Annotated in this window: 18 protein-coding genes; 6 read left to right on the forward strand and 12 right to left on the reverse strand. The window is 39.1% G+C overall.

The features are described from left to right. Nucleotides 1-181: 181 nt before the first annotated feature. Nucleotides 182-1,123, reverse strand: coding sequence for a hypothetical protein (locus AC1PJP_RS02965; RefSeq protein WP_479766511.1), 942 nt, complete (start codon nucleotides 1,121-1,123; stop codon nucleotides 182-184). Between the two features lie 1,031 nt (nucleotides 1,124-2,154). Next, nucleotides 2,155-2,667, reverse strand: a complete 513-nt coding sequence (locus AC1PJP_RS02970; RefSeq protein WP_157411678.1) for a DUF2059 domain-containing protein — start codon at nucleotides 2,665-2,667, stop codon at nucleotides 2,155-2,157. Between the two features lie 298 nt (nucleotides 2,668-2,965). On the opposite strand from AC1PJP_RS02970, the gene AC1PJP_RS02975 reads away from it, so the two are divergent. Next, nucleotides 2,966-3,349 carry a hypothetical protein gene (locus AC1PJP_RS02975; RefSeq protein WP_005300754.1) on the forward strand — a complete coding sequence of 128 codons (384 nt, stop codon included), beginning with the start codon at nucleotides 2,966-2,968 and terminating at the stop codon, nucleotides 3,347-3,349. A gap of 535 nt (nucleotides 3,350-3,884) precedes the next feature. On the opposite strand, the gene AC1PJP_RS02980 is transcribed toward AC1PJP_RS02975, so the two are convergent. The 4 genes from AC1PJP_RS02980 to AC1PJP_RS02995 form a co-directional block, all read right to left on the reverse strand. Then, a complete protein-coding gene (locus AC1PJP_RS02980) occupies nucleotides 3,885-4,307 on the reverse strand; it encodes a GFA family protein (protein ID WP_005300748.1) in 423 nt (140 codons plus the stop codon). A gap of 8 nt (nucleotides 4,308-4,315) precedes the next feature. After that, complete coding sequence (locus AC1PJP_RS02985) at nucleotides 4,316-5,143, reverse strand: SAM-dependent methyltransferase (RefSeq protein ID WP_479766512.1); 828 nt, start codon at nucleotides 5,141-5,143, stop codon at nucleotides 4,316-4,318. Between the two features lie 4 nt (nucleotides 5,144-5,147). Next, the gene (locus AC1PJP_RS02990; RefSeq protein ID WP_049837607.1) at nucleotides 5,148-6,446 is read right to left on the reverse strand and encodes an FAD-dependent oxidoreductase; all 1,299 of its coding nucleotides are present in this window, start codon (nucleotides 6,444-6,446) and stop codon (nucleotides 5,148-5,150) included. 439 nt (nucleotides 6,447-6,885) lie between these two features. Further along, nucleotides 6,886-7,758 (reverse strand): pirin family protein, encoded by an 873-nt coding sequence (locus tag AC1PJP_RS02995; protein WP_005300740.1) that lies wholly within the window; start codon nucleotides 7,756-7,758, stop codon nucleotides 6,886-6,888. A gap of 277 nt (nucleotides 7,759-8,035) precedes the next feature. On the opposite strand from AC1PJP_RS02995, the gene ycaC reads away from it, so the two are divergent. Further along, complete coding sequence (gene ycaC, locus AC1PJP_RS03000) at nucleotides 8,036-8,662, forward strand: isochorismate family cysteine hydrolase YcaC (RefSeq protein ID WP_002052204.1); 627 nt, start codon at nucleotides 8,036-8,038, stop codon at nucleotides 8,660-8,662. A gap of 20 nt (nucleotides 8,663-8,682) precedes the next feature. Continuing rightward, complete coding sequence (locus AC1PJP_RS03005) at nucleotides 8,683-9,657, forward strand: LysR substrate-binding domain-containing protein (RefSeq protein WP_013196629.1); 975 nt, start codon at nucleotides 8,683-8,685, stop codon at nucleotides 9,655-9,657. Nucleotides 9,658-9,760: 103 nt separating this feature from the next. Here the strand turns inward: AC1PJP_RS03005 and AC1PJP_RS03010 are convergent, their stop codons facing one another. Both AC1PJP_RS03010 and gabT read right to left on the reverse strand, forming a co-directional pair. Continuing rightward, on the reverse strand, nucleotides 9,761-11,209 hold the full coding sequence (locus AC1PJP_RS03010) for an NAD-dependent succinate-semialdehyde dehydrogenase (RefSeq protein ID WP_004705037.1): 1,449 nt from the start codon (nucleotides 11,207-11,209) through the stop codon (nucleotides 9,761-9,763). Next, nucleotides 11,206-12,498, reverse strand: a complete 1,293-nt coding sequence (gabT, locus tag AC1PJP_RS03015; RefSeq protein WP_013196628.1) for a 4-aminobutyrate--2-oxoglutarate transaminase — start codon at nucleotides 12,496-12,498, stop codon at nucleotides 11,206-11,208. The genes AC1PJP_RS03010 and gabT overlap by 4 nt, the downstream gene beginning before the upstream one ends. Before the next feature lie 155 nt (nucleotides 12,499-12,653). Between gabT and pdxR the strand changes: the two genes are divergently transcribed. Then, entirely contained in the window at nucleotides 12,654-14,153 is a 1,500-nt protein-coding gene (gene pdxR, locus AC1PJP_RS03020) for a MocR-like pyridoxine biosynthesis transcription factor PdxR (protein ID WP_004789971.1), read from the forward strand. Between the two features lie 65 nt (nucleotides 14,154-14,218). Here pdxR and AC1PJP_RS03025 read toward each other — a convergent pair whose 3' ends face one another. Next, nucleotides 14,219-15,661 carry an amino acid permease gene (locus AC1PJP_RS03025; protein ID WP_151768127.1) on the reverse strand — a complete coding sequence of 481 codons (1,443 nt, stop codon included), beginning with the start codon at nucleotides 15,659-15,661 and terminating at the stop codon, nucleotides 14,219-14,221. 327 nt (nucleotides 15,662-15,988) lie between these two features. Beyond that, nucleotides 15,989-16,537: a helix-turn-helix domain-containing protein gene (locus AC1PJP_RS03030; RefSeq protein WP_004789974.1), complete on the reverse strand. Its 549-nt coding sequence runs from the start codon at nucleotides 16,535-16,537 to the stop codon at nucleotides 15,989-15,991. Between the two features lie 68 nt (nucleotides 16,538-16,605). Here AC1PJP_RS03030 and AC1PJP_RS03035 point away from each other — a divergent pair, with 68 nt between their 5' ends. After that, the gene (locus AC1PJP_RS03035; protein WP_479766513.1) at nucleotides 16,606-17,301 is read left to right on the forward strand and encodes an AzlC family ABC transporter permease; all 696 of its coding nucleotides are present in this window, start codon (nucleotides 16,606-16,608) and stop codon (nucleotides 17,299-17,301) included. Further along, nucleotides 17,298-17,621 carry an AzlD domain-containing protein gene (locus AC1PJP_RS03040; RefSeq protein ID WP_004789977.1) on the forward strand — a complete coding sequence of 108 codons (324 nt, stop codon included), beginning with the start codon at nucleotides 17,298-17,300 and terminating at the stop codon, nucleotides 17,619-17,621. The genes AC1PJP_RS03035 and AC1PJP_RS03040 overlap by 4 nt, the downstream gene beginning before the upstream one ends. A gap of 41 nt (nucleotides 17,622-17,662) precedes the next feature. Here AC1PJP_RS03040 and ssb read toward each other — a convergent pair whose 3' ends face one another. After that, entirely contained in the window at nucleotides 17,663-18,253 is a 591-nt protein-coding gene (ssb, locus tag AC1PJP_RS03045; RefSeq protein ID WP_479766514.1) for a single-stranded DNA-binding protein, read from the reverse strand. A gap of 51 nt (nucleotides 18,254-18,304) precedes the next feature. After that, complete coding sequence (locus AC1PJP_RS03050) at nucleotides 18,305-19,669, reverse strand: MFS transporter (protein WP_005300707.1); 1,365 nt, start codon at nucleotides 19,667-19,669, stop codon at nucleotides 18,305-18,307. Between the last annotated feature and the right edge of the window lie 97 nt (nucleotides 19,670-19,766).

Consider the following 19,766-nt stretch of genomic DNA (forward strand, 5'->3'; position numbering starts at 1 on the left):
AGGGAATAGATGACAATTTGCTGTAAAGATACTTAGTTTTTATTAGTACCATTCTTTCTTAATTTTTGGTAAATCTGTGTTTTTTTACCTTCTCACTATTAGACCAATTAATCTAGACGCTCTTACGGCCTCTCTATCAAAACTGTTCTCCAGAAAATAAAAATCATTCTTATATTCTATATTAATGAAGTAATTGGACCCAGACCGAATTATCTTCTTTCTCATCTACAAGTACTTTATATTCCATGGAAATATCAACTAATATTTCAGCTATATCAAAAAATCTATTCATATCATAGGATTTGCTATTAAAACACTGAGCCATTTCACTAAGAGCATCAAATAGTCGATCAAAATACCTGCAGAACCAAGATCTACTTATTTTTTTTATATAAATATCCGTTTCCCTATAATCAATCTCTAATCCAATACATGTTCCCAAATAATAAGATGAATATTTAAGTAATGTATGTATTACGCCATATAGTCTTCTTAATAATACACCCCAATCTGATATTTCTGATTTTGCTTTTAAAATATTATCTTCAAAATTCAGTAAAGTATTTTCTAAAATATCTGTATATCCCTCATAAGGATTTTCACCGAATTTAGCACATAGTGAACATACTCTGTATTCCTCCCAACATGATAAAATCGTTTTCCACTTCAATTCTTCATGTATGTTTTGAGGTATAATTTCCGTTAGTAACTCTGGATAGCTTGTGTAAAGCTCCGTTCCAACATAGACATGCATAAATTCATGTGAAATAGTATGAATTGCACTATCTAATAAACTTTCATCATTCTCATAATGTGCTTTTATTAGCCCCCAAATACCTAATCCACTGAAGAAAACTCTGAATTTTAAATCTTTAGGATCCGAAACTACTGTCATCCCTGCACCTACTGCTAGGGCATCATTTGTTGCTTTTAATTCATGCCTGAATTCTGACAATAAAAAAGTATAATCTTCCTCAGAACAACCAATGCTTATGAGCTCTAATCTACTGATATCTATATACTCATTCATTTGATTGAAGCAAGATAAGATGGAGTTTCCTACTAATTTCGCTATATTTTCATCATTGAACCCTCTAAGTGATATGGATAAATTTTGAGTCATGCTTAATCCTACCTATTAATTATATAAATCACAGAATATTATTTTTTTATAATAATTAAAATCCAATAACGTCATAGAATGACGCCTTAATTTCTAGTTATATTCGATATAAATATAAAATTATTTACTAAATAATTGAAGGTAAATAAACAATATATACAGTTTATGGATAAGAATTTAATCCTACAGAACTAGAAAATAGTCCAATTGAGAATTAGCAATATAAATTTCAAAGGTTTGAGTAAATTTTCTTCTCCCCATTCCATTTGTATTCTCTGATCATAGAGACTTCTCTCATCAATCTCTCGGAGAGCAGAGAATACAAATGCGGAAAATACTTTCCGCATTGTAAATCTCAAAATCTCTCTGAAAATTATGAAAAAATAGTAAAATTTAGGGGGAGAAATTCATATAAAAGAAAAAATAAATCCCGTGCTCCCCCTCTTACTCATCCCTATCCATAAAAATTTAATCAAGTTGAACTCACTGTATTTCTATTTGAAGGCAAAAACAGCACTTGACGGTACTATCTCATTTTCTTCAATAGCTCTACGCTTTGATCAAGGTCCGCTATGGTACTCTGTGAAAAGTGTTAGTTTTCTTCAATTTTCTGTTTACGGTCCATCAACTCGAAGTCAAAAAAGATATGGTCTGGTGATGGTCTATTATTAATTATGCCTGTTATTTTTCTTCTACTTAGCCATCATCGTTTTACAAGAGATTTTGGTATTCACCAACCTACTCCCTTAACTTTCAATACTTTAGCAAAAATATCAGGTCTCATTGATTCTATTGAATTTCCCATCAACAAATAAGTACAAATCATTGTTTTTATTAATAAATATATAGATACTTGTTCGTACTTGTAATCAGTAGGTCCACAGTTCGAATCCGTGTGTCGGCACCATCATTAAACCTCATGAATATTTAATTTATGGGGTTTTTTGTTGTCTGTAAATTTTGAAATACTTAAAGATTTATAATTATTACCAAAAAATTGAGTGCAGACCTATTGATCCACACCCTTCAAATTATTTTTCATATTTCTCTAATTCAATAACCATTTCTTTTGCTGCGGCTATAATTTTAGGCATAGCTTCTTTAGTTAGATCTTGGCCCAATTTCATGCTTTGCTCCATCACTAGAGGCATTTTGTTTATGGCTGCTTGACCAACTGGTGATTTATAAAAATTAATTAATCCATCGATTTCTTCTTGAGTGAAATTTGTCACATAAATACGAGTAAATTCAGGCTCAAGTTTTTCCCAACCCATGTCTTCTACAGTAATGTTAGAGAACTTTTTAGCAAAATTTGCCACGACCTGTTTTTGTTGTGAATTAAGGGGTTTACCTTGTTGTATTTCAACTTCAGAGATTGTTTTTGAAATCATCTGCTCAATGTACGAGTTCATTTGTTTATATAAATCTTGGGATTTTGTGACCTTCATTAATTCTTTTACAGACTCACTAGAAGCAGGCTGTGCAAAGGTTGGATGAGTGAGACATAAACCAATAACTAAAGTAGATAATATTTTCTTCATCATAATTAATAACATATTAAGAATATTTTTTAAGGATAATAGTTGGGATAGACAATTCTTGTCAAAGGCTTTGTTTTTTGTTTTTAATAAAGACTTATTATAAACTTAAGCTTCAAAATAAATTTATAAAACACATTTTCTCTTTTAAAAGCAAAACAGGATGCTGCTAATTTATTAAAAAATATAAGATTAAAATAAGAAATATTAAAAAGATATGATTATAATGCGCCCCCAAATAAGGTCATATGAATAAGACCTATTTTATAAACTTTAATTCATTAAGATACCAATACGGAAAAATATGAAACTTCGTTTTATTTTACCTGCTTTATTTCTAACTTTGCCTTTAACAACATATGCTCAAGACACTACATCTCAAGCTCAAATGCAAACTACTGCAAACCCACCCATTTGCTTAATTGAGGGTACTCCTTCAGCAGAGCACTATAAATCTATTAAACGTATTAAAGCCGCGAAAGGAACCTATGGTGGTTTTGAAGAAGTAAAACCTAAATTAGCGATCGTTGCTCGTAAATACGGTGCAGATGTGGTGATTAATTATCATCAAAGCCAAAGATTTGGTTTCTGGCCGTGGCGTATTGTACGTCCAGTACTTACAGGAACTGCCGTAAAATGGAATACACCAGTTGATTGCACAGCATTAGGCGGCAAACAAATTTATTAATACAAAATGAAAAAAGCCCAACATCCTGTTGGGCTTTTTTCGTATTTCGTTACTAGGTACACTTCCTGTAATACCTCACGTCCTGATGCTTAAACTTATTATTGTTGTTTTACGTTTCGGAACTTCCTGTTCCTGATGAGTTCATCATAGGCAATTCATCACGTCATAAAAAGACGCCAATTTCCCGAATGTATGTAAGAAAAAGCGTACATGTTTCTTTTAAATTTAAAACTTAATTTACTATCATTGAAATAAAAATATGAATTTATAAACAAGTTCTGTTCGTCAATTAAATAAGAAGACGATATAATGAGTTTATTACTTTATTTGTAAAATAAATTTAAAAACAACAAGGAACGAGATGTTTACTTTGCCATCAAATCTTTTTCAACCTTTAGTGACCATACTTGCATGCCTTATTATTATTGTAAGTAAAATGCCTCAGCTAAAATTTAGAAAAACTATATTATTTTTAGCCTTTGGCAGTTTTACTTTAATATGTGCTTTGGCAATATTTGGTTTTTTTAATTAAGCCTTATTTCTTACTCTTCTCTATCATTTTTTCAAAATGTTTAAGGTTTGGGTTCAGCGTATCCCATGCGTAGGCTTGGCTCACAAACACCTCTGCTCTAGGCTGATAGAGACTCGGGTCATCCAAAGTACCTGCACGTATTGAAATCATTTCAGGGGCAATTTCAGGTAAGCCAAAAAGCTGAGAACCACAAGTTGGGCAAAATGCTCTTTTAATAGGTCGGCCAGAAGATCCTAAAGTCTCAAAATATTTAAGTTCACCACTTACTTTCAATTCAGATTGGTGAAAAAAAGCGATTGGTGCATATGCTGAACCTGTTGCCTTCTGACAATCTCGACAATGGCAATTAAAGCTATAACGTGGCTCCGTTTCGCTTTGATAGCTCACAGCTCCACATAAACACGATCCTTGATATTTAGCTGACATGGCTCATCCTATTTTTTTATTGCTGTGATTTGAATATAACGTACATATCCATTTTGGTAGAGTTGTTGGCATAACTTTGCAGTCATTTGAATTTTAAAATTTGCCAATCCTCGGCTTTGATTTTGTCTTTGCTGATTTTGAATATACCGCGAAAAACCGAGTAATACAGGCTCGGATAAATCTTCAATTTGAATATCTGCAAAACCTTGTTGTTCCAAGGTTGTTCTTAATATTTTTTCAATCGGCACAGCATCCCAAGCGACATTTGCTGCTTTGAGTAAATAACGATGCTTTTGTTCTTGCAGGACGGTCATGTTTTGACACGAGTCAGCACGCATTAGGTAATGAAAACCTAATCGGCCTTTTGAATTTAAAATTGGAGTGACCGAATCTAGAAATGAATTTAAATTGCTGTGATAAGCCGCATCAATACATAACACAGCATCGAAGTGTTGTTTAAATTCAAATTGTTTTAAATTTAAAAATGAACCACAAAAAATCTGGCTTATTTCAGGAATAAGCTTTTGAATTTTATTAACACACTGGGCTTGTAAGTCAACTGCACTGAGGCTTTTGGGTTGATAGTGCTGTAGCCAGTGCAACAAACTTGCACCCTGTCCGCAACCTAAGTCTAAGAGATGATCTTTTGAATTTAAATTGACGGCTTGTGCCAAATGATCTGCCAATAGGCAACAAGCTTCACGGTAGTTTTGGGTATTTTTCCAAAAACCCAAATTTGTCCAAGCAAGCTCTTCATCATCTCCCAAACTTAATGCATCAATTGCATATTTATGGGGAATAAGTCGAGAAAGAGCCGCTCGAACTTTTGTTTTCACAATTTTAGTAACCGAGTTCTGGGGCAACTTCAACCTGAGGCTTTAAACCTACAAATGGTAAAGGTGCACCTAAAATTTCAGCAATATGCATTGCGGAAGTAACTGCCGATTCTAGAATTGGTAAGCCGTCACATGACCATGAACCACAGTAAAATACTTTACGGTTTAAGTCTAAATGGCGTTGTTGCAATTCTTTATTTAGAGCAACTGTTTGTGAGTCAACGACTGCACGCGTTAAGGTCACTTTTGAAATGATTTTTTTAGGATCAATATCAGTTACTGGGCGCCACGTCTGGAACACTGGATTTTTACCCACAAGTGAAGGTTCAACCGCATTCATCCAAACCGTGAATTGCTGACGGGTAAACTTACGATCCATCATATAGCTCAGCACTGACCAGTCTTTACGACGTGGTGGCATTACTGTTGCATCTGTATGAATAACAAGATCACCTTGCTCAAAACGGAATTGCTTAAGCAAATTCATATCTTCAGCAAATTGTTCAGGGTTCAAAAACTCATCAATTTTAGACGTTGGCGTTGCCACAATCACTCGATCAAATAAGTTCTTTTCACCTTGGCTGTTTTCAACCAATACTTTTTCGCCTTGTAATTCAACGTTCTTAATCGCTGATCCGCTATGAATGTCGATATCTTTAATTAAGCTGTCTACAAATGCAGGTGTACCACCTTTCATACGTAACAACATATCGCCATCAGTTAAGTGACGTAAAAACTCAAGAAGGTTTTTTGCAGGCCAATCGCCAATTGTTTTTGGATTACACGTACAAATTGTATAGAGCACCGGCATTACAACACCATGCCAGAATACTTCTTCTATATCGTTCTGATTAATAAATTCAGCGAGGGTAATATCTTGATTTTTAGATTTGAAAAACTGATGAATTGCAGTTTTTAATTGCAACATTCCTTTCACAAGACGCCAGCCATATTGCTGGATGCCTTTACGGTTATTGATAATTGGGAAATTACCAATACGACTACGAGATGTCGTTAACCATGTTTCCGTACGATCTTCGAATAACCAGCTACATGACATATAAGTACGAACTGGGAAGGTTTTAATGCCTAAATGAGCAGCAAGGCTGAGTGTATTCTTCCACAGATGTGGATTCATCACACGTAGCGGTGCATCAATAATTCCACCATCGAATTCAATGCTATGGCTATCCATTCCCCGGCCAGGAAGTGCTTCAAATATCGTGATCGTATGCCCTGCATCTTTCAGAATTCTTGCTGCCGCAAGACCTGCCATTCCACTGCCAATAATTGCGATATTCAAAATGATGTCCCATTTTTCGAGAATTTTTTTGATTATCACTCATACCCTAAAAAAACACCGTATTAAAAACTACCAGATTTTTATTTTTTGCATCAATTTATATAGAAAATATTTAACTAAAGGACAAGCTAGCTTTGTATATTTTTTTACAAAAATATACAGTCATATAAAAACTTATATTTTTTATAAATTTAAAAAAAATCTTTTAAATAAAATAAGATAATTTAACTATATTTATATCATATGTTTTACAACTATCTTATTTTGAGATATCATAGAGCCACAATAATGAGAACCAAATCACATAAAACAATGCCGCAACAACAATGAAAACCATCATAAAAACAGAATCTTTACAGCGAAAAAGCCCGCTATTCACACTTGATAGCGGGCTTTTTATTACTTTGTTTTAATAGCCGATTAAGCGCAATTAAACAATTTATCCTTCTTGCATGATTGAACCGAATTTTCCACGATTAAAATCATTAATCGCTTCCATAATCTCAGCTTTGGTATTCATTACGAATGGACCATAACCTTCGATTGGTTCGTTAAGTGGTTGGCCAGTCAACACTAAGAATTTAGTGTCTTCTTCTGCATTTAAGCTAAACTCAACACCCTCACGAGACAAAATCGCAACGGTTTTACCTTCAAGACGATTTGCATCATTGACCACAACCGCGCCATCTAATATCACAACAAGCGTGGTGTGCCCTTCAGGTACATAGAGGGTGTGTTTTTGGCCTTTAGCCAATTTACCATCCCATACATTTAATGGACTAAATGTCGTTGCTGCACCTTTTGCATCTGCATATTCACCAGCAATCACACGTAAATGACTGCCATGCTCATCTAACGCAATGTCTGGAATCTCTTTCGCTTCAATTGCTTGATATTTTCCAGGCGTCATTTTTGAATGAGCAGGTAAATTTACCCATAATTGCACCATTTCAAAAAGACCACCATGCTCTGCAAACTCAGGAGAATGGAACTCTTCATGCAACACGCCTGCACCCGCAGTCATCCATTGCACATCACCAGTTTTAATGGTTCCGCCGCCACCACTTGAGTCTTTATGAGTCACTTCACCTTGATAGGCGATGGTCACTGTTTCAAAGCCACGGTGTGGATGCGAGCCTACACCTTGCTGTTCAGTCGTTGGTGAGAAGGTATAAGGCGCTGCATAATCGAGTAGCAAAAATGGGCTTAGGGTTTGGCCTAAACGGTCATAAGAGAATAGGTTATATACAGGGAAACCATCACCCACCCAATGCATGTGGTTATTTTGATATGCACCAAGAAATTTCTTCATCTGATCTCTCCTATATATGTAGGATTTTCTTGAACTGAGATTGATTTTACGCCTCAATAATTGCAGTTTATAGATCAGGATTAGCAACACATTATTTCATCTATGAGACAATCATAAAGTTTGAGGTACTCTTTTTAAGATCGTCCTATTTTTAAAATTCTTAATCCTATTTTTTAGACTTAATCACGACAACAAACTCATCTAGCATAATTTTAGGCACTGATGACCTACTTAATAATTTTTGATTATTTATTTTGATAACACGAGGACATAAAAAATGGCTCAAGATTACGTACGTTTAGACAAGGATAATGCTGCGGTTCTTTTAGTTGACCACCAAGCAGGTTTACTTTCTTTAGTTCGAGATATCGATCCAGACAAATTTAAAAATAATGTATTAGCACTTGCAGATGCTGCGAAATATTTTAATTTACCGACTATTCTTACCACGAGTTTTGAAAACGGTCCAAACGGTCCTTTAGTTCCAGAATTAAAAGAACTTTTTCCAGATGCGCCATTTATTCCACGTCCTGGTCAAATCAATGCATGGGACAATGAAGATTTTGTAAAAGCGGTTAAAGCGACAGGTAAAAAACAACTGATTATTGCCGGTGTGGTCACTGAGGTTTGTGTGGCATTCCCAGCTTTATCTGCACTCGCTGAAGGCTTTGAAGTGTTTGTGATTACCGATGCTTCTGGTACTTTCAATGAATTAACGCGTGATGCTGCTTGGGACCGTATGTCAAAAGCAGGCGCTCAGCTGATGACTTGGTTCGGTATGGCATGTGAGTTACACCGTGACTGGCGTAATGATGTAGAAGGTCTTGGTGCACTCTTCTCAAATCATATTCCTGATTACCGTAACCTAATGACCAGCTATAGCTTTAATACATCGCAAAAATAAATTCTATTGCCAAGATTAGAGTGCTTAAGCGCTCTAATCTTAAATTTAAATGGATTGATCTGACATTGATAAGTTCTTTTGATGATTTTTATTATTTCTATTTAGTCGTAAAACACGGCGGCTTTAGTGCGGCCAGTGAAGCCGAAAATATTAGTAAATCTAAGCTCAGCCGACGTATTATTGACCTTGAAAATAAATTTAACGTTAGCCTCATTCAAAGAACAACCCGACATTTTAAAGTGACCGATTTAGGCCAAGAGTTCTATGAAGAATGCTGCAAAGTCATTGCTCAAGTTGAATGTGCAGAAAACGTTTTGTTAAAGCAAAAAAGTGAACCTCAAGGGTTAGTCAAAGTAAGCTGCCCACCTTTAATGATGCATTTTCAAATTAGAAAAATTTTAAATCAGTTTTTAAAAACCTATCCAAAAGTTGAAATATCTCTTGAGCTAACCAGCCGTCGAGTCGATATCTTGCATGATGATATCGATCTCGCGATTCGGACCAATTTTGAACCGAATGAAGATTCAAATTTAATTGTTCGTGATGTGATTAAAACAGATCACTGTCTGGTGGCTTCGCCTGAATTACTGCAAGGCCGTACTATTGAGCATTATTCCGAATTACAAGACTTTCCAAGTATCAGCTTAGGTACTCAAAAACAAAACCCTATTTGGCATTTATGCAATATTCGTAACGGTGAATCAGTTGATGTGCCTTATCAACCACGAATCAAAAGTAATGACTTAGCAGGGGTCTACTATGCAGTGATGGACGGATTAGGCATTGCCGACCTTCCTTTTTTAACCGTCGAATCTGAAATTCGTAAAGGCACACTTATTCATATTCTTCCTGACTGGAAGTCAAATATTGGCATGCTTCAACTGGTCTATGTGTCTAGAAAAGGCCAACGTCTGGTGGTCGAAAAACTCATTGAAACACTGATTGAAGAACTCAGACGTTTACCCGAAAGCCATGAAGGATATCTGCCGACTTAAATAAAAAAACCGGTCATGAATGGGCATGACCGGTTTTTGTGAAACATCACATACAGCATAACTGCATGTTTTCGTTCAGAACAAAACGAACTCGTTTTATTCCTTACTCAGATAAGTCTACGCATAGGTATTTCATTTCAACATATTCTTCGATGCCGAATTTTGAACCTTCACGGCCTAGACCTGACTGTTTTACGCCACCAAACGGAGCAACTTCATTTGAAATCGCGCCCGTGTTAATGCCGACCATACCGTACTCAAGTGCTTCACCCACTCGCCATTGACGAGCTGTGCTTTGAGTAAACAAATAAGCAGCTAAACCAAATTCGGTATCGTTCGCCATTGCCACTGCTTCATCTTCAGTTTTAAAGCGGAATAGTGGTGCAAGGGGACCAAAAGTTTCTTCTTTAGACACTTTCATGTCTTGCGTTACGCCAGTTAACACAGTCGGTTCAAAGAATGTACCGCCAAGTGCCGAACGCTGACCACCAATACGAACTGTCGCGCCTTTCTCGGTTGCATCTGCAATATGAGACTGAACTTTTGCAATTGCATCTTCATCAATTAAAGGCCCTTGAGTTGAACCTTCTTGACGGCCATCACCAACTTTCAATTTAGACACGGCTTCAACCAAACGGTCTGCCAAAGCATCGTAAATACCGTCTTGAACATAAATACGGTTAGCGCAAACACAGGTCTGACCACTGTTGCGATATTTACTTGCCATAATGCCCTGAACAGCTTGTTCAAGATTGGCATCGTCAAATACCACAACTGGCGCATTCCCACCGAGTTCAAGCGAAAGCTTTTTAATGGTTGGCGCACATTGTTGCATCAAGATACGACCCACTTGGGTTGAACCTGTGAAGCTTAACTTACGAACAATATCGCTTTCGCATAGGGTTTTACCAACTTCAACCGCATCACCACTAATGTTAATTAAAACATCGGCTGGTAAGCCTGCCTGTAAAGCCAATACTTCAAGTGCATAGGCGGTTAACGGCGTTTGTTCTGCTGGTTTAACCAACATTGAACAACCCGCAGCAATCGCTGGACCTGCTTTACGCGTAATCATGGCAGCTGGGAAGTTCCACGGCGTAATTGCAGCAGTAACACCAATTGCTTGTTTAATCACGAGCAGACGTTGATTTGGCAACGTAGGTGTTAATACTTCACCATCAATACGGCGAGCTTGCTCGGCAAACCAGCGTATGAACGATGCTGCATAACCAATTTCACCACGTGCTTCTGCCAATGGTTTACCTTGCTCAGCTGTTAAAATTTGAGCTAAATTTTCTTTGTGCTCAAGCATGAGGTTGTACCATGCCAATAACACATCAGCACGAGCCAAGGCAGTTTGCTTTTTCCAAGCAGCCTGCGCTTTTGCCGAACGGTTAATTGCAGCTTCAACCCCTGCGCGGTCATAGGTTTTTACCCATGCCAAAGTTTCGCCCGTAGCAGCATCATTTACCTCGATATAGTCATTTGATGCAGGTGCTTCTAACGCAATATCAGGATGTTTTAACAAATACTGCAAAGTATTTTGAATCATGCAGATTGCTCCGTTGCTTTTGCACTACCTGCTTTTAGTGTTGCAAAACCTTGTTTCAAGATATCAAGACCTTGACGGAATTGCTCAGCAGGAATGGTTAATGGATATAAGAAACGAATTACATTACCGTATTTACCACAAGTAAGAAGTAACAACCCGTTTTCCATTGCATAGTTTTGTACAACTTTTGCTTGTTCAGCTGTTTCAAGTTCTACTGCAACCATTGAACCTAATGCACGAATATCAGTTACGATGTCGCCTGTTGCTTGTTGAATATCTTTAAGTGCAACAACCAACTCTGCACCTAATTCATTTGCGCGGTCGCATAAGTTTTCTTCTTCAATCGCATCAATAACCGCGTGTGCAGCAGCAACCGCAATCGGGCTACCTGCGTAAGTACCGCCTAGTCCACCTGGGTTTGGTGCATCCATCACTTCTGCACGGCCAACAACACCTGAAATAGGGAAGCCGCCGCCCAAGCTTTTCGCCATGGTGATGAGGTCTGCTTTAGTCTCGTAATAGTTCATTGCAAACAATTTACCAGTACGGGCAAAACCTGATTGCACTTCGTCAGCAACCAACAAAATGCCGTGCTTGTCGCAAATTGAACGTAAACGTTTTAAGAACTCAGCTGGCACCACATTGAAACCGCCCTCACCTTGTACTGGCTCAAGCACAATTGCTGCAACATCATGTGGTGCAATATCTTCACTGAAAATATCTTCAACGCTTTCAATTGCCGCGTCCACTGAAATACCTTTAGCAGGTACTGGGTAACGCGCGTGGAACACACCCGCTGGCATCACACCGAAATCACGTTTGTAAGGTGCAGTTTTACCTGTCATTGCCATCGTCATAAATGAACGACCGTGAAAACCGTTACCAAAAGTGATAATGCCGTGACGACCAGTGTAACAACGAGCAATCTTTACTGCATTTTCAACTGCTTCTGCACCTGTAGTGAAAAAAGCTGACTTCGCAGGACCAGCAATTGGCGCACGCTTATTAATACGCTCAGCTAAAGCCACATAGCTTTCATAAGGTGTTACTTGATAGGCAGTGTGAGTAAATTTAGTAAGTTGTTCAGTCACCGCTGCAATGACTTTAGGGTGGCGATGGCCTGTATTTAAAACTGCGATACCACCAGCAAAGTCAATAAATTGGTTGCCTTCCTTGTCCCAAAGCGTGGCATTTTCAGCTTTTTCTGCATACCACTGACACATCACGCCTACACCACGTGGAGTTGCTTGCTGTTTACGTGCGTTAAGTGCAGAATGTTGATTATCCATTTGATTCCCTCATATTTTCATCATCAGTTGCAGCTTTGGTTTTTGCATCCTGTGCTTAATTTTCAGGGTGCTTTACAACGACTGCCTATGCATGTAATTTCGCTCGTCTGGCGGCAACTGACGAGAGCCATTTTTTAACTGTAGGAGAGAGCCAATTGCGTAGTTTACTTGGAGATCATTTATTACAACGGCTCCAACAGGACACCGAAGGTAAACTACATCAACGCCTTTTCCGTTGTCTGCGTGGTGCCATTATTGATGGCGTCATTCAGCCTAAAACACGCTTGCCCGCTTCACGTGACTTAGCTAGTGAAATTCATGTTTCGAGAAATACTGTTCTTACCGCCTATGAACAGCTACAAGCTGAAGGCTATTTAGAGGCTCGTACGGGACACGGCACATGGGTTGCCGAGAAACTACCAGAGAGTTTTTTAAATACACAAAATAAGAAAAAAGCAGTTTCAAGTCCGAAAGTTCAAAACTCTTATGCGCTCTCAAATCGTGGTTCAAACTTATTAGGCTATGCCGCGGCCTCGCCACACCAATGGGGTGCTTTCGTACCGGGAGCACCCGACGTAACAGAGTTTCCACATCATATTTTTAGTCGTATTCAGGCTCGCCTGAGCCGAGAACCTGACATCAACCGCTTAATTTACAGCAATGCTGGTGGTTGTATTGAACTTCGAAGTGCGTTGGCAGATTACTTGCGCGTTGCACGCTCAGTTCAGTGTGATGCTGACCAAATTATTATTACCGAAGGTATTCACCAAGCGATTGACTTAGTTTCGCGTGCACTGAGTGATATTGGTGATCGCGTCTGGATTGAAGATCCAGGCTATTGGGGAATGCGTAACACTTTGCGTATTAATGGCGTAGATATTCAACCCATGCCAGTCGATGCCGAAGGCATTATCCCCGAAGAAAATCCGGTTAAACCACCTAAACTCATTTTTGTCACGCCATCACACCAATATCCACTGGGTTCACATTTAAGCCTAGATCGTCGACGCAAACTGATTGAGATTGCCCGCCAGCACAATAGCTGGATTGTAGAAGATGATTACGACAGTGAGTTCCGTTTCTCAGGCCAACCGTATCCGTCTTTACAAGGCTTAGAAAATGATGCACCCGTGCTGTACATGGGCACGTTTAGTAAAACTATTTATCCATCTTTAAGAATTGGGTATTTGGTGGTGCCTAAACCCCTCTTTTCACCCCTACGTATTGTGGCAGCTGAACTGTATCGTGGTGGACATTTGCTTGAGCAAAAGGCCCTAGCAGAATTTATTCGTGAAGGTCATTACGAAGCGCATATTCGTCGTATGCGTTTACTTTATGGAAAGAGACGCGATTATTTAGTCAGTCTGATTAAACGCTATCTTGGCCCCGAATTTATTCATGAATATGACGAAGCAGCAGGGTTACACTTAGTTTTAAAACTGCCAAACTCTTGCGATGATGTCGCGATTGCAGCAACCGCACTTGAACGTGGTGTCAAAGTTCGCCCACTTTCACAATACTACATGCAATCGCATGCACACGCTGAGCGCGGACTACTGATGGGCTTTGCCTGTGTAAATGAAAAAGACATGGTGATGGCTTTTGGCGTCTTGCTCCAGTGCTTACGTGAAGCAGGCGTACCTACGCTGAATTAACTGTTTTCTCGTACTAAGCCAAATAAAAAAGAGCCTCATTGTGAGGCTCTTCTTTATTTAAAAATTTAAACTAACTTTTCTTCATGCGTGTGGGTTAAATGGGTCGCTCTACGCTCTTTACCCCAACCCAATTTTTCAGACAACAATCCGAAGAACACAATAATGCCGAACAATGCGGTGGTGTAAATCACTTCTTTAAAATATGTACCTTCAATTAACATAGTCAGAATTGCACCAATAATTGCAAAGATCACCACATAGGTTAAATAAGGGAACATCCACATTTTAAAGTCAATTTTCACCCCTTCAGCTTCTAGTTTTTTGCGCATGCGAAGTTGAGAGTAAGCAATGGTAAGGTACACATAGAGTGTTGCTGCACCCGTCGTTAGCATGAAAAAGTCGTAAACATCCATACTCTTAGTTGCAGTTAAAACTACCGCAATCACAGAGAAGAAGCATGACACAATCACACCCACCCACGGACTGCTTTTACTGTTTACAGAGCCAAAACTTTTCGGTGCGTCACCACGTTTAGCTAAAGAGAACAGCATACGTGAACACGTATAAAGTGCTGAGTTAAAGCAACTACATACCGACGTGAGAACCACAAAGTTTACGATATGACGCGCGCCAGGAATGCCCAATGCAGACAACGTTACGCTATAGGTTCCCCAAGTTGAATCTTTCAAAAGTTCATTGTTGTGAGGAATTAAACATACCGCAACGAACATTGAACCGACGTAGAATAAAATAATTCGCCAAACCACCGAGTTCGATGCTTTACGAATTTCTTTAGATGGATTTGCCGATTCTGCTGCCGCTACAGTGACAATTTCAGCGCCAATATAAGCAAACATAACCCCAAGCAATGCAGTAATAACGGATGACCCTCCATTTGGCATAAAGCCTTGAGAGGTTAGATTACTAATACCAGAAGCAGCTGGATTGCCCCAAGGCCACAAATGCATAATGGCTAAACTACCAATCACCAAGAAGATAACAATCGCGATGACTTTGATGAGCGCAAACCAGAACTCAAATTCGCCATAGTTTTTCACGTTTTGTAAATTGACTGCGACCAATGCACCAATCACGACAACCATATAGGCCCAGATCGGTATAAATGGGAACCAATTATTTAAAATTTTACCTGCCACATAGGCTTCCCAGCCCATGAGCATTGCGAGCGTACACCAGTACAACCAGCCAATTGAGAAACCTGCCCAACGGCCAATCGCACGGTCAGCATATGTTGAAAAAGAGCCACTATCAGGGTTTAAAACGGCCATCTCGCCTAACATACGCATGATGAACCAAACGAGTAAACCACCTAAAGCGTAAGTTAGAAAAACTACAGGTCCCGTATTGTAAATAATACTGCCCGAGCCTACGAATAAAGAGCCACCAATTACCCCTGCAATCGAGATCATCGTTAAGTGGCGTGATTTGAGTCCATGTTTTAAACTTTGGGAGTGATTGGCTTCAGAACCATTTTGATGAGCTGCCATATCATTTTCCTTAATATATGGAGGATATCGGCTAGTCTCGGAAAACATCCGAAGCCAAAAAATATCCCCTAAAAATTTAGCCGTTCTGCCCAATTCCTAAAACAGAAAAATCACTGAGCTTATCCGGCGCTTCCGTATGCATACTTCCAATGGCTTTAATTTGTCGTTTCGGCAGTGAAGAAACGAGAGCCATTTTTCGAATAAAAGAGAGAGCCAATTGCAAAATTTATACGCAAAATTGGCTCTTTTTGTCTGAAATGCTGGTAAATGGTTTTAAGTTTTTATTCTGAAAATAATTAAGTTTTACTTTAATAAGGTTGAAATTCTTTAGTTTTGTTCAGAGATTAATAACGCTTTTGTACCTGTTTCCAAGGCTCTAAAGATATGTTTCTGGTCGGCAGGGTAACAAATATAGTCTCCAACACCGAGCTCAACAGCTTCATCGATTAAGCCCACTAAAGCTTTACCTTCGACCACAATAATGTGCTCCACAGAACCAACAGGATGAGGTTCTGAAAGACGGTCTTCGCCCGGCTCAACAATCAATAAATACACATCTCGGCGCGCATGCGGTGGACAAGTCGCTAGCAAAATTGCTTTGTAATTAGCAATCTCCGAACTCACTGTTGGACCATCGCCACAGCGAATGACTTGTACTTGATTGCTCGGTTCTTCCATCAAACGTGCAAATGGAATATTTAACGCCACACAAAGTGCCCATAGCGTTTCAATGCTTGGGTTCCCTTGCCCTGCTTCTAATTGTGAAAGTGTAGACTTTGCAACGCCTGCACGACGGGCAACCTCTGCCAAAGAAAGCCCTGCTCTTTGACGTTCACGATTTAAACCTTTGGCAATAATTTCAATTGGCTGAGACATTCACCACATCCGTTCTATAAAAAAAACGATCGTTCGTTTTGACAAAAAAATCAGACTTATTCATTATAATGGAAAATCGTTCGTTATATCATGCTATGTCCACATACACTCTCATTAAGAAACTTAGTAAAGACACCACCCGCTCGATTTTCTTTGTCTGTCTAGCAACCAGTGTTGTCGGTATGTCTTTAGGTTCACTCGCCGCAAGCTATGGCTTAGCGCTCTGGATCCCGCTTTGCTTATCTGTATTTGTACTCGCAGGAACCGCTGAATTTATTTTTATTGGCTTCTTGGCTGTAGGTGGTAGCCCAATTGCTGCTGCGATTGCAGGACTACTCGTCAATTTAAGACATTTGCCTTTTGGGATTGCGATCAATGAATTAATCAGAGGTAAATTCTCTCAATATTTCGGTGCTCATATCATGAACGATGAAAGCGTTTTGTTTGGCATGGCACAGCCAGATTTCGAGACAAAAAAAGCCGCTTACTGGCTATGTGGTATAGGCATCATGCTAACTTGGCCACTCGGTGTCACTGCGGGTTATTTTATTGGAAGTGCTATTCCAGACCCTAAAACATTTGGTCTAGATACCATTTTCCCTGCCATTTTAATTGCACTTACTTTTAATGCTTTAAAGAATAAATCGACTCGAAAAGCTGCATTTGCCGGATCAACTTTGGCACTGATTACCACACCTTTTTTGGCCTCAGGGCTTCCAATTCTGATTTCACTTTTTGGCTTAATATTTGGTAGAAAAAAATGAATCAACAATTACTCATTATTTTGGGAATAGGCTTGTTAGCACTTGGAACATATGGGATTCGTTTTGCTGGTTTTCACTTAGGCGCCAAGTTTACTTTTTCTGAAAAATACCAAGTTTTACTCTCAAACGGTGCGACTGTTTTACTCTGTGCGATTGCAGTCACGACGACATTTTTTGAAGGTCAAGATTTCGCAGGTTTCGCGCGTATATTCGGTGTTGGGCTAGCACTTCTCTTGGTTTGGAAAAAAGTACCGCTTTTATTGGTAATTTGCTTAGCAGCGGCTGGCACGGCCCTGATACGTTTACTCGGAATTGAGTAATAAAAAAGGCGAGATAAACTCGCCTTTTTTGAAACTTTTGATTAGAACGGTAAATCGTCGTCTAAATCAGCTGGTGCAGACGCTGGTTGTTGTGGTGCTTTAGGAGCGAAACCACCACCTTGTGGGCTGTTGCCACTATTACCGAAACCACCTTGGCCACCATAACCACCGCCATTGTTTTGGCCGTAGCCGCCACCTTGGTTGTTATTATTTTGATAACCATTACCACCTTGTTGAGGTGCGTTAAAACGTGGTTGGTTAAAATCATTACCGCCAGCGAAACCTTGTTCACCTTGTTGACGACCATCTAACATTTGCATCTGTTCGCCACGAATTTCTGTTGTATAGCGCTCTTGGCCATTTTGATCAGTCCACTGACGCGTGCGTAATGAACCTTCAATATAAACCTTAGAACCTTTACGTAGGAACTGCTGAGCAATTTCACCTAAACGGTTATGCAAAACAATACGGTGCCATTCAGTTTGTTCTTTACGCTCACCTGAAGTTTTATCGGTCCAAGCTTCACTTGTTGCGATTGAAAATTGAGTCAGCGAGCCCCCATTTGGAAAAGTTTTTGTTTCAGGATCACGACCCAAAGTACCAACCAAAATAACCTTATTTACACCACGCATTAGCTGTCTTCATCCTATTCATTTCTATGTTTTACTTTATAAGAGTTATGCTTAAATGGCTACCTCTTTACCGAACAACTGCGTTAAATCACGTCGCGCAGCCTCATCAAGAGTCTGTTTATCGACTTTAATATAAGCAACTTGCTGGTCAGGCATCACCACAACTTCTTCTATACCACGAATTGCCAATAGCTGTGTGGTCCACTCATTCACCTGTTGCACTTGCGGTAATGGCAACACAATCGATGACAAATACCGCGGCTGAGCTAAACCAAAACTAATTAGCAACCATATTATAGCAATCCCTGTTAAGACACTCCATCCAATCGCAGTATTATGTAACATCAATAATTGACCACCTAGTGTGCCACCAAAAAAAGCACCTAAAAACTGGCTACTGGCATTTACACCCATAGCGGTTGCTTTTGATTGAATTGGCGCACATTTTGATAACCAAGATGGTAATAAAGCTTCCATCACATTAAATGCAATGAAGAAAATACCTAGGCCTGCGAGTAATACATATTTTGATTGATAACCAAATATAAGCAGCAACAAACCTGCAATAATACCTGTAATAGCAGTTAAGAAAATGCCTCGCATTTTGCGATATTTTTCAGCCACGATAATGCTTGGAAATGCAAAAAACAGACTAATAACTAATAACGGTAGATATACCAAACCATGACTGGCCAAAGGAATATGGGCAAACTCAATAAGCTGTGAAGGCACATAAATAAACATGGCGGTAAGCAATAAATGCAATGCAAAAACCGAAACGTGTAAACGGTTTAAATCACCCATTTGAATGACTTGCTTAAGCTGCGCTATGTAGCCTTGCTGATAATTACGATGATGACGAGTTACTTTAGGTACAAGTAATAACATCAAAATCGCGATTAAGCCCATAATGGTTGTGACAAAGAACAAACCAGAAATGCCGACAAGACTTGTGAGCCAAGGCCCAAGACTAAACGCCACCACAAAAGACAGACCAATACTCATGCCCATGGCTGCCATGGCTTTAGTACGCTGCTCTTCGCGCGTCACATCAGCTAAAAGCGCCATCACGACTGCAGAAACTGCACCCGCACCTGCTATGGCGCGGCCAATAATCACACCATAAATCGTGTCAGATAAACCCGCAATTGCACCACCAATTGCAAACAGCAATAAGCCAAGCACCACAAGAGGTTTCCGGCTAAAACGGTCAGCCAGCAAGCTAAATGGAATTTGTAAAATAGCCTGACTTAAACCATAGACACCCACAGCCAAACCAATGAGTGCTGGAGTTGCATATTGATATGACTGCCCGACTACAGAAAAGACAGGAATAATCATGAACAAACCCAACATGCGTAGCGCAAAAATACTACTTAAGGCAAAAGTTGAGCGACGTTCCAAAGCATTCATCATATCAATACACGTTTATCAAACTAGGCAAATTATAAGCCGATTCGTTTCTAAAAATACGGGACACCTTATTTAAATTAACGATTTCAGCTTAAAAAAA

It is taken from the genome of Acinetobacter sp. V116_7 (genome assembly GCF_056735735.1).